General features: G+C 42.3%; 13 protein-coding genes. All 13 read right to left on the bottom strand.

From position 1 onward, the window contains the following. Positions 1–3: 3 nt before the first annotated feature. On the bottom strand, positions 4–915 hold the full coding sequence (whiA, locus tag HT671_RS03630) for a DNA-binding protein WhiA (protein WP_172923046.1): 912 nt from the start codon (positions 913–915) through the stop codon (positions 4–6). After that, a complete protein-coding gene (locus HT671_RS03625) occupies positions 912–1889 on the bottom strand; it encodes a YvcK family protein (RefSeq protein WP_001231073.1) in 978 nt (325 codons plus the stop codon). The genes whiA and HT671_RS03625 overlap by 4 nt, the downstream gene beginning before the upstream one ends. Continuing rightward, entirely contained in the window at positions 1886–2776 is an 891-nt protein-coding gene (gene rapZ, locus HT671_RS03620; RefSeq protein ID WP_023937468.1) for an RNase adapter RapZ, read from the bottom strand. Before rapZ ends, HT671_RS03625 begins: the two co-directional genes overlap by 4 nt. Positions 2777–2827: 51 nt before the next feature. Continuing rightward, entirely contained in the window at positions 2828–3208 is a 381-nt protein-coding gene (locus tag HT671_RS03615; RefSeq protein ID WP_001140420.1) for a RidA family protein, read from the bottom strand. A 10-nt stretch (positions 3209–3218) separates the two neighbouring features. Next, positions 3219–3806, bottom strand: a complete 588-nt coding sequence (gene yihA / locus HT671_RS03610; protein WP_138703065.1) for a ribosome biogenesis GTP-binding protein YihA/YsxC — start codon at positions 3804–3806, stop codon at positions 3219–3221. An 8-nt stretch (positions 3807–3814) separates the two neighbouring features. Next, positions 3815–5047 (bottom strand): ATP-dependent Clp protease ATP-binding subunit ClpX, encoded by a 1233-nt coding sequence (gene clpX, locus HT671_RS03605; RefSeq protein ID WP_172923045.1) that lies wholly within the window; start codon positions 5045–5047, stop codon positions 3815–3817. A gap of 31 nt (positions 5048–5078) precedes the next feature. Continuing rightward, on the bottom strand, positions 5079–5249 hold the full coding sequence (locus HT671_RS03600; RefSeq protein ID WP_000442276.1) for a hypothetical protein: 171 nt from the start codon (positions 5247–5249) through the stop codon (positions 5079–5081). Continuing rightward, the gene (locus tag HT671_RS03595; RefSeq protein ID WP_084367432.1) at positions 5249–5755 is read right to left on the bottom strand and encodes a dihydrofolate reductase; all 507 of its coding nucleotides are present in this window, start codon (positions 5753–5755) and stop codon (positions 5249–5251) included. Before HT671_RS03595 ends, HT671_RS03600 begins: the two co-directional genes overlap by 1 nt. A 129-nt stretch (positions 5756–5884) precedes the next feature. Next, on the bottom strand, positions 5885–6403 hold the full coding sequence (locus HT671_RS03590; RefSeq protein WP_050107673.1) for a Dps family protein: 519 nt from the start codon (positions 6401–6403) through the stop codon (positions 5885–5887). A 237-nt stretch (positions 6404–6640) separates the two neighbouring features. Then, the gene (gene lytC, locus HT671_RS03585; RefSeq protein ID WP_138703064.1) at positions 6641–8131 is read right to left on the bottom strand and encodes a choline binding-anchored murein hydrolase LytC; all 1491 of its coding nucleotides are present in this window, start codon (positions 8129–8131) and stop codon (positions 6641–6643) included. A gap of 33 nt (positions 8132–8164) precedes the next feature. Beyond that, positions 8165–8923 (bottom strand): triose-phosphate isomerase, encoded by a 759-nt coding sequence (tpiA, locus tag HT671_RS03580; RefSeq protein ID WP_000087893.1) that lies wholly within the window; start codon positions 8921–8923, stop codon positions 8165–8167. A 97-nt stretch (positions 8924–9020) separates the two neighbouring features. Then, positions 9021–9698: a DnaD domain-containing protein gene (locus HT671_RS03575; protein ID WP_138703063.1), complete on the bottom strand. Its 678-nt coding sequence runs from the start codon at positions 9696–9698 to the stop codon at positions 9021–9023. Positions 9699–9706: 8 nt separating this feature from the next. Further along, positions 9707–10651 carry a homoserine O-succinyltransferase gene (metA, locus tag HT671_RS03570; protein WP_138703062.1) on the bottom strand — a complete coding sequence of 315 codons (945 nt, stop codon included), beginning with the start codon at positions 10649–10651 and terminating at the stop codon, positions 9707–9709. Positions 10652–10765 lie beyond the last annotated feature (114 nt).

Here is a 10765-nt window from a genome sequence, read left to right as displayed (position 1 = left end):
TCGTTATAATTCATCGGCTATCTTATTGATTTTTCTGAGTCTGTGATTGACACCACTTTTTGTAAGGGGATTGCTGAGGCTATCTGCTAACTGCTGGATAGAGTAGTCTGGGTGCTGAATCCGCAACTGCGCTACTTCCTGCAAATCCACTGGCAGATTTTCTAAGCCCATAATATCTTTTATTTTACTGATATTGTTAATGGTCTTCATGCTGGCAGAAACTGTCCGAGCGATATTAGCTGTCTCGGCATTATTAGCCCGATTGAGGTCGTTACGGGTTTCTCGCAAAATCTTAACCCGCTCAAAATCATCCCGTGCCTGCATGGCTCCGATTACTATCAAGAAGTCCATAATGTCTTCTGCTCGCTGGAGATAGGTCACAGCCCCCTTCTTGCGCTCAAGCACCTTGGCATCCAGTAAAAACTGTTGGAGAAGGGAGGCAATTCCTTGCGCGTGGTCCAGATAAACAGAACTGATTTCCAACTGGTACTTACCTGATTCAGGGTCACGAATACTTCCATTTGCCAAGAAAGCACCACAAAGATAAGCACGACCTGCTTCCTCATCCGATAAAATCCCCTCATCAATACCTGTTTCCAGGTCAAAGAAAGAGTCTGCCAAGTGCAAATCACTTAACAAATCCTGCACCTTTTCATCTGTAAAAACGGTATAGACCCGATTCTTGCGAAGATTGCTCCGTTGGTGGTGACGAATTTCCGATTTGATTTCATAGAAATGGAGAAAGGACTCATAGAGGTGACGGGCCAGTTTGGCATTTTCTGTCACAACTGACAAAGTCAAGCCCGAAGTCGAGAGACCGATGCTACCAGACATTTTGATAATGGCAGATAATTCATACCGGCTCAGATGGTGTTGACCTAGGATTTCTTCTTTTACTGCTACTGTGAAACTCATTTTCTCACCTGTATAATCCGCATCAACTCATCCACAATCAAATCTCCATCGTGGAAGGCACCGCCATTTTCCAGACGAAGGAAGTTGGATGAAATCACGCGCGGAACTTGCTTACAAAGACCAGCAAAATCATGTTCCACCTGGACCAAGTATTCATCAAAGCGATTGGAATTCATGTATTCTTGAGGCACTTTTTCGATATTCACCAAGACCGTATCGATAAAAGGTCGGCTAAGGTGACGATGCAAGACTTCCACGTGATCACTATCTGTAAAGTGTTCTGTCTCCCCACGTTGGGTCATAATATTGCAGACATAGGCGATTTCTGCCTTGGTTTCCAAAAGCGCCTGCCCGATTTCCTTAATCACGATATTGGGCAAAATAGAGGTAAAGAGAGAACCAGGTCCGAGGACAATCATGTCACTTTCAAGAATGGTCTGGACTACTCGACGGCTGGCCAGAGGTGTATCATCGTTGAAGGTATTGGTTACATAGACATGGTCAATCATGCCTGGATGGTCTGCGATATGACTCTCTCCAGCCACTTCTGTCCCATCTTGAAAGACTGCATGCAAGGTCAAAGGATGGTCGCTGGAAGGATAAATCTTCCCAGTTGTATGGAAAAACTTGCTCAATAACTGCATGGCATTATAGGTCGAACCCTGCATTTCTGACAGACCTGCAATAATGAGATTGCCCAATGGATGGCCAGCAAAGGCTCCGGCATCCTCGGAAAAGCGATACTGAAAGACTTTCTCATAAAACTTAGGCATATCCGACATGGCCACAAGGACATTACGAAGATCACCTGGCGGTGTCAATTGCTGCATATTTTTTCGGAGTTCACCTGATGAACCACCATCATCCGCCACCGTTACGATAGCAGCGATTTCCACATCTTTTTCACGCAGACTTTTAAGAATGACGGGGATCCCAGTACCTCCACCAATCACCGTTATCTTTGGTTTTCTCATGAACGGTTTACCGTTTCCTTTCTCCGGTCTTTGTCGCGATGCCCTTCATTAACAGGCCAATTCTTGGATAAGTCCTGCGCCAAGCGTTTAGCAAAGGCCACACTACGGTGTTGTCCACCTGTACAACCCATGGCAATGGTCAAAACAGACTTCCCTTCCTTTTGGTAACTTGGCAAAATCGGCTCAATCAAGGCCAATAAATGCTGATAAAAATCTTCTGACTCAGGATGATTCATGACATAGTCATAAACAGGTTCATCCACACCCGTTTGGTTTCTCAGCTCTGGAAGGTAGTAGGGATTTGGCAAAAAGCGCACATCAAAAACCAAGTCTGCATCAATTGGGATTCCATATTTAAAGCCGAAAGACATGACTTCGATACGGAAAGACTGGGCTTGTTCTTGATCTGAAAACTGCTCTGCAATGGTTTTACGTAGCTCACGAGGAGTGAGTTCAGTTGTATCCACCACATTTTGGCTCATATTTTTCAAAGGCGCCAAGAGCTCACGTTCCAGCTTGATTCCATCCAAAATCCGACCATCTGCAGCTAGTGGGTGACTCCGTCTGGTTTCCTTGTAACGCGCGACCAATTCCTTATCAGCTGCATCCAAAAAGAGAATTTTAAAGTCCAGTTCTTCCTTGTTTTCCAACTCATCCAAAACAGTTTGAATCTCCGAGAAGAAAGAACGGCTACGCATATCCACTACCAAGGCCAACTTAGGATCGTCTTCCTTTGTTTCCACCAACTGCAAAAACTTAGGCAAGAGAGCTGGCGGCATATTATCAATAGTAAAATAACCCAAATCCTCAAAGGACTGAATGGCTACAGTTTTGCCTGCACCACTCATTCCTGTCACAATCACCAAGTGAAGTTGTTTCTTTGTCATCTTTTTCTCCTTATATCAAAAGAAGTTTGGCAACACCAAACTTCAACTAGCTTATCCAATCTCTGCGATGACTTCGATTTCGACTTTTACATCACGAGGAAGACGAGCTACCTCTACTGCTGAACGAGCTGGGAATTCCTCTTTAAAGGCCGTTTGGTAAACCTCGTTAAAAGGAACAAAGTCGTTCATATCGCTCAAAAAGCAAGTTGTTTTGACAACATGGTCAAAGTCAGTTCCTGCTTCTGCCAAAATAGCACCGATGTTTTTCAAGACTTGTTCTGTCTGTTCTTGAATCGTTTCTCCAACGATTTCTCCAGTTTCAGGAGAGAGAGGAACTTGACCACTAGCAAACAAAAGGTTGCCAACGATTTTTCCTTGAACATAGGGTCCGATAGCCTTTGGAGCCTTGTCTGTATGTATTGTTTTTGCCATTTTCTTTTCCTCACAATTTTTCTAAGATTGCATCCCAAGCCTCATCCATTCCTGCCTTGCTGACAGATGAAAAGAGGATAAAGTCGTCACTTGGGTCAAAGTTTAATTTCTTTTTGATTGCTGATTCGTGCTTGTTCCATTTACCACGAGGAATCTTGTCCGCCTTGGTCGCAACGATGATAACCGGAATCTCGTAATACTTGAGAAATTCGTACATCTGCACATCATCTGCTGACGGGTCATGACGGAGATCCACCAAACTGACCACTGCACGAAGATTTTCTCGAGTCGTTAGGTACTCCTCAATCATGCGCCCCCACTTTTCACGTTCCTTTTTGGAAACGCGGGCATAGCCATAGCCAGGCACATCCACAAAGCGCATCTTGTCGTCAATGTTAAAGAAGTTGAGCAACTGAGTTTTCCCAGGTTTCCCTGACGTACGAGCCAGATTCTTACGGTTCAGCATGGTATTGATAAAACTAGATTTACCAACATTTGAACGTCCTGCTAGGGCAATCTCTGGCACTTCATCCTGCGGATAGTGGGACTTATTCGCCGCACTGAGCAAGATTTCAGCATTATGTGTATTCAGTTCCATAGTCACCTCTAGGCTGTTTCTAGGATTGGTTTGTCCGTTCCATCGACAGCTTCTTTAGTGATGCGAACCAATTTCACATTTTCCTGACTCGGCACTTCAAACATGACATCTAGCATGGTTTCTTCAATAGTCGAGCGAAGACCACGCGCACCAGTTTTGCGTTCTATGGCCTTATTTGCAATCTCTTGAAGGGCCTCGTCGTCAAATTCCAACTCAACATCATCATAAGAAAGCAAGGTTTGATATTGTTTGACCAAGGCATTTCTTGGCTCTTTCAAAATACGAACCAAGTCATCGACCGTCAATTGCTCAAGAGCTGCAAAAACAGGCAAACGTCCAATCAACTCAGGGATAATACCAAATTTTTGAATGTCTTCTGCGATGATTTCTTGCATGTAAGAACTATTTTCATCAATCGCCTTGTTATTTTGACCAAAACCGATAACCTTTTCACCCAGACGTTGTTTGACAATTTCTTCAATACCATCAAAGGCACCACCCACGATGAAGAGAATATTTTTAGTATCCACCTGAATCATCTCTTGTTGTGGATGCTTGCGTCCACCTTGAGGCGGCACACTTGCAACTGTTCCCTCGATAATCTTGAGAAGGGCTTGTTGCACCCCTTCACCAGAAACGTCACGTGTGATAGAAACGTTCTCGCTTTTCTTGGCAATCTTGTCAATTTCATCCACATAGATAATCCCACGCTCTGCTCGCTCAATGTTAAAGTCAGCAGCCTGCAAGAGTTTGAGGAGAATATTTTCCACATCCTCACCTACATAACCAGCCTCAGTCAGGGCTGTCGCATCTGCAATCGCAAAAGGCACATTCAAGCTCTTAGCCAAGGTCTGGGCAAGGAAAGTTTTCCCTGAACCAGTTGGCCCAATCATCAAGATGTTTGACTTCTGCAAATCCACATCTTCTGACTCCTCACGCGTATCGTGGAAATTGATGCGTTTGTAGTGGTTATAAACCGCCACTGCCAAGGCACGCTTGGCACGATCTTGACCGATAACATAGTGGTTCAAGATATGGAGGAGTTCAATTGGTTTTGGAACTTCAGACAAGTCTGCCAAGACTTCCTCAACCAATTCTTCTCGAATGATTTCCTGAGCCAACTCCACGCACTCATTACAAATAAAAGCATTGTTGCCAGCGATTATTTTTTGTACTTCTTCTTGGTTTTTGCCACAAAATGAGCAATAAACCATCATATCATTTTTTCTATTTGTAGACATGATTTCCTTCCATTCTATACTGTCATTCTATCTAAAACAAGGTCATGTAAAAAGCATGAATACTATTGACCAGATTGGTAAAGGCATTTAACCAGAGGAGGATAGAAAGCCCGTAACGCTTTTTACGAAAAGCCTGTGCTCCTGCCAGAAGGCAGATGAAACACAGAAAAGCCGTGAATAAACCAAATAAACTCCGTTCCATTAGACTTCCTTTCTCTTGCGATATTGGATGGTAAAATCATAAGGATTCTTCTCATCTTTGGCGTAGAATTTGCTTGAAACTGTCTCAAAAAGAGATAAGTCAAACTCCTCAGGAAAATAGGTATCTCCCTCCACCCGAGCATGAATCTGAGTGACAATTACTTCATCTAAATAGGGTTCAAAAGCCTGAAAAATCTGCTTCCCACCGAGAATGTAGAGATTCTTTTCTTGAGCCTGATACCAGTCGAGAACAGACTGGACGTCCTGAAAAGTAGCAACCCCATCTATCTTTTCTTCCGGATTACGCGTCAAAATCAGGGTCTCCCGTTGTGGAAGCAAGCGACGCCCCATTCCATCAAAGGTTACCCGCCCCATCAAGATAGCATGATTCAGAGTTGTTTCTTTAAAGTGCTGCAATTCTGCTGGCAAATGCCAAGGCAGACGATTGTCCTTACCAATCACACCCTCTTCATCCTGGGCCCAAATAGCTACGATTTTCTTAGTCATGCTTCCATCCTTTTCACTGATAGTACTATTTTATCAAAAAACTCAAAAAAAGACTGGTTTGGAATAGCTTACAAAATAGAAAAAATCTGTAAGAAATTTCCTACAGATTTATCTATGTTGCCTTGTTTCTTACAAACCAGGTGCTTGTCCAAGTTCTGCGGCAAGCATCCAAACTGTTTTCTCAAGTTCAGCCTTAGCACCAACAAAAATATCGTTTGTAACATCATCGCCTTCTTCGTCAGTCACATCCAACGCTTTTTGGAAAAGAGTGATGAGGTAGCGATAAATATCTAGAACACGTTCCAAGCTTTCTTCAACATTACGGTATTCACCAGCTTCTTCTTCGATTTCACTGTTTTGAAGGAACTCTGTCAATGTAGAGAATGGGCTTCCACCAAGTGTGATCAAGCGTTCGCTGATTTCATCTAAATGACCATCAAGAGCATCCATGTACTCATCCATTTTTGGATGCCATACCATAAAACCGCGTCCACGCATGTACCAGTGCACTTGATGAAGAGCAATATGCGCTACATACAAATCTGCAACAGCTTGATTCAAAACTTCCTTTGTTTTTGCCAATGCTACTGGCGCTGCTTTTGTTAATGTTGCGACATCTTTTGCTGCTTCTTTTTTCAATTCTACCATTTTATTTTACCTCGTTCATTATTTTTTGTAACCACTTCTTAATGATTACTACCTTAGTATACTACTAAGGAAAGACAATAGCAAGCCAAATGACCCACATGAGAAAAGTTGCAATAGACTGATAATTTAAGAATTCTTTAGAATAAAACACAGTCCCCTTACACATCTCTTAACTGCGACAAAATAAAGAAAAAGAGGATGCAATTTTCTTGCACACTCCTTTTTCAAACTTATATCTTAATACCAAACGCTGACGTCAACACGACCACGAATTCCTTTCATGTATTCAGAAGAGGTATACTGCCAACCTTTTTCTCCTGAATAATGAGGATTTTCCCATTCTAAAGCATTGGTATAGGCCGCTACCCAGTTTACATGTTTTAAAATATCTGGGTGTTTTAAACGCGTCTGTAATAAACTACGATAGCTATAGACATACACATTTTGATAGCCCGCCTGCTTCATCGTCTCCATGTACTTGTTAATAATCTTAACCCAAGTACCTGTATCACTCGGAGTACGCTTACTTTTATTCACATACTCCCAGTTCTCAACATCATAGTAGATAGGGTAAGACAAGTTCATATTGTATTTCTTCAGAAGTTCAATGGTCTGTTCAGCGTCATTCTCAGCATCGGTCTCATTTTCAGCATAGGTATAGAGATAGACGCCATAAGGAATTCCCAGACGATTTAACTCCTTAATGTTATGCGCCAATTCCTTGTCTTCTTTACCGCTATAACCTAGACGAACAATGACACCATCTACTTCATTTTCATCAATAACCTTTTTCCAATCATTGATACGACCATTGTGCTCACTAATATCAATGACTTTCTTAGCATGTTCGGTTCCCACTTGTTCTTCTCTATTATTAAAGAAATAGCGTTTACCATCTCTGTGAACCCAGCCGACATTCAAATCTTTCTTTTCTTTGAGCTCACCAGAAGCCGCAAAGATATAGCGAGCACCATCCATAATCACTTCGTCAGTCGCCATGGCACCACTTCCAGTCAAATAGTAGTTGCCTTGCCACTCATTCCGAGCCATATAGCCCCACTTCTTGAAATAGTACCATTTGCCACCCACTTTTTGCCACTCTTGGTTGGCATAAGTTCCATCGGATTTTAGATAAAAATAAGCAGAATAAGCCGGATCATAAAGCCATTCATTTTGCATCATGGCACCTTGACCATTCAAGAAATAACTTCCTTGCCATTGGCTTTTAGCCATGTAACCCCACTCCTTGAAGTAATACCACTTATTTCCAATCAATTGCCATTCTTGATGAGCATAAGCCCCATCTGACTTGAGATAAAACCAACTCTTGTAATTATTATCATAAAGCCACTCGTTTTGGGCCATATAGCCACCTGATTTCAGGTAGTAATTTCCATGCCATTCATTCTGCGCGTAACGACCATCTGACTTAATATAAAACCAAGCCTTATAGTAGTTGTCAAAAATCCATTCACTTTGTGCTTTAGAACCATCAGCCTTTACATAATAATCCCCATCCCAGTGGGCAGAGACACTGTTTCTCTGTTCATTGCTACTAGTTGATGAAGTCCCTGTTGATAGACTAGATTTTTCTGAAACTGTGCTTCCACTTGTTTCATCTGCCGCAATTCCTGAAACTCTTGCGCCAAGTAAGCAGAGACTTGCTAGCCCTATACATACAATTTTTGTTTTCAATCTTTCCTCTCCTATAAAAAATGGAACAGGCACCTGAATGCTGTTCCACCTAGCTTTTGCTACTGATTATTTTACAAAGTCAAGCAAAGCCAAGAAGCTTTCAGCTTCAAGTGACGCACCACCTACAAGGGCACCGTCAACGTCTGGACAAGCCATGTATGAAGCAACGTTCTCAGGTTTAACAGAACCACCGTATTGAACACGAACTTTGTCCGCAACTTCTTGACCGAAGTCAGCAGCTACAACGTCACGAACAACTTTACACATTTTTTGTGCATCGTCTTGTGAAGCTGATTTACCAGTACCGATAGCCCAGATTGGCTCATAAGCGATAACTGATGCAGCAACTTGTTCAGCAGTCAATCCAGCCAGTGCAGCAGATACTTGAGCACCTACGAATTCAGCAGCTTTACCAGCTTCGTAAGTTTCAAGTGACTCACCACAACAGATGATTGGAAGCATACCGTTTGCAAAGATTGCTTTTGCTTTCTTGTTAATATCTTCGTCAGTTTCATGGAAGTAGTCACGACGTTCTGAGTGACCGATAACAACGTAGTCAGTACCGATTTCTTTCAAAACTTGTGGGCTAGTTTCACCAGTGAAAGCACCTGCATTTTCAAAGTAGCAGTTTTGAGCAGCAACTTTAAGGTTTGAACCTTTAGCAGCAGCAAGAACAGTTGTCAAATCAAGAGCTGGAGCAGCGATACCTGCTTCAACAAGATCTGATGAAGGAAGTTTTGATGCAACGGCTTCAACGAATGCTTTAGCTTCTTCTGGATTTTTGTTCATTTTCCAGTTACCAGCGATAAATGGTTTACGTGACATTTCACATACCTCTTTTTTCAATTTATTTTCTATTTATTTTATCACAATTATACACAGCTTGCAAATCTTACTCGGATTTCAAGCCTGCTTACATGGATTAATCCTTCCAAAGATCCATGGCATTTCTAAAATCTGCAGATACCTGTGTCAACTGAGGATTGCTTGCTTCTCTTTCTACTCGCTTAGCCTCGATTTGAGCCACACTTTTGATACCTTCATGGCGCCAATTTCTCAAAATCGCCTGAATGTACTTCCAGTTTGCTTTTCCATTCAAAACAGCTTCACGAAGAGCCTCCTTAATCAAGTCAGCACTAGTCCCATCTTCCCTAAGGGTCTTAGTCAAATCCTCAATTTCAAAAGGCGTCAACAATCGTCCCAACTCCTGCTGGAAGGTCTCCACCAAATCCTTGAGCTGGTTTTGAGGTGTCAACTGGTCTGAACTCGAAGCACTAGCTCCAAGCAAGTCATCCAAACGTTCCAAGGCTAGACTAGCATCAAAGAGCAATTCAATTTCGCCATTTAATTCGATAGTACGATATTGGAGAAGTCCCCTCTCCGTCAGATTGGAAATGGACTGGTTGACATCCGAAATTTCCTTGCCAATCCTTTCAGCAATCTGGCTTGGGGACATTTCTTCCAAACCTGTCGTATTTTGCAAATAGAAAAATTGCCAGACCAGAAAATCATCGCTGGAAGGAAAGAGTTCCTTAAAATGCAAGAGCAGGGCACTCGGTAAAACCAAGTTCCCTGATTTAAAAGCGTCTAAATATGTCATAATTCCTCTTATAAATACCCAAATGCGGATGCATCATCTTCTATTTTTCTCCAGTCAAAAGGCGTCTCCTGATAGACCGCATAATTCACCCAGTTACTGAAAAAGAGGGCTGCCGATGAAGACCAACAAAGACAAGGTGTCTGATTGACATCATCATCCTTAAAGTAATTTTCTGGAATATGAGGATCTAAACCTGCATCACGATCCCTAAAATACTCTTTTGCCAAGGTATCACGGTCATATTCCAAATGCCCAAAACTATAAATTTCACGTAAATCCCGACTGGCCAAAATCGAAACCCCAACCTGAGAACCCTCTGATAAAATCTCGAGATTGGTTTTGTTTAAGACCTCTTCCTTAGAAATCTCCGTGTGCCGAGAATGAGGGGAAACATAGCTATCGTCAAAGCCTCTTAAAAGAAGGTGCCCTTCTTTTAAAGTGTCCTGAGGATAAATACCCGATAACTTACTGTCCATCTGGTATTTTTCCACTCCATAACGCAGATAAAGACCAGCCTGAGCCCCCCAACAGATATAAAGGGTCGAATAGACATGGGTCTTGGACCACTCAAGCACCTGGCTAAATTCCTCCCAATAGTCCACTTCCTCAAATGGTAAATGCTCAACTGGAGCACCCGTGATAATCATCCCATCAAAATACTCGTCCTTAACTTCAGGAAAAGTTTTATAAAAGGTCTCCATGTGCTCTGAACGAGTTGTCTTAGAACGATGGCTCTCCATATAGAGAAAATCAATATCCAGTTGTAGAGGTGTATTGGCCAAATGGCGTAACAACTGGGTCTCTGTGACCATTTTCTGTGGCATGAGATTTAAAATTAAAATCTTCAAGGGACGGATATCTTGGTGGGCTGCACGTTGATCATCCATGACAAAGATATTCTCTGTCCGTAAAATCTCAACAGCTGGTAATTTTTTATCAATTCGAATCGGCATAACCCTCTCCTAACTGTACTCTTTCAGGAATCATTGCATATGTTTGAAACTCTTCGAAAATCTCTTCAAACCGCGTCAACGTTGCCTTGCCGTACGTATATGTTACTGACTTCG

Source organism: Streptococcus sp. 2741 (assembly GCF_013276315.1).
GTDB lineage: Bacteria > Bacillota > Bacilli > Lactobacillales > Streptococcaceae > Streptococcus > Streptococcus pseudopneumoniae.
This window is presented reverse-complemented; position numbering and strand designations above follow the sequence as displayed.

Coding starts and splice junctions, on each gene's coding strand:
- rapZ (WP_023937468.1), bottom strand. CDS start 2,776: ATGACAAAGAAACAACTTCACTTGGTGATTGTGACAGGAATGAGTGGT.
- HT671_RS03595 (WP_084367432.1), bottom strand. CDS start 5,755: ATGACTAAGAAAATCGTAGCTATTTGGGCCCAGGATGAAGAGGGTGTG.
- yihA (WP_138703065.1), bottom strand. CDS start 3,806: ATGGAACTGAATACACATAATGCTGAAATCTTGCTCAGTGCGGCGAAT.
- HT671_RS03615 (WP_001140420.1), bottom strand. CDS start 3,208: ATGGCAAAAACAATACATACAGACAAGGCTCCAAAGGCTATCGGACCC.
- HT671_RS03625 (WP_001231073.1), bottom strand. CDS start 1,889: ATGAGAAAACCAAAGATAACGGTGATTGGTGGAGGTACTGGGATCCCC.
- tpiA (WP_000087893.1), bottom strand. CDS start 8,923: ATGTCACGTAAACCATTTATCGCTGGTAACTGGAAAATGAACAAAAAT.
- HT671_RS03590 (WP_050107673.1), bottom strand. CDS start 6,403: ATGGTAGAATTGAAAAAAGAAGCAGCAAAAGATGTCGCAACATTAACA.
- clpX (WP_172923045.1), bottom strand. CDS start 5,047: ATGTCTACAAATAGAAAAAATGATATGATGGTTTATTGCTCATTTTGT.
- metA (WP_138703062.1), bottom strand. CDS start 10,651: ATGCCGATTCGAATTGATAAAAAATTACCAGCTGTTGAGATTTTACGG.
- whiA (WP_172923046.1), bottom strand. CDS start 915: ATGAGTTTCACAGTAGCAGTAAAAGAAGAAATCCTAGGTCAACACCAT.
- HT671_RS03600 (WP_000442276.1), bottom strand. CDS start 5,249: ATGGAACGGAGTTTATTTGGTTTATTCACGGCTTTTCTGTGTTTCATC.
- HT671_RS03575 (WP_138703063.1), bottom strand. CDS start 9,698: ATGACATATTTAGACGCTTTTAAATCAGGGAACTTGGTTTTACCGAGT.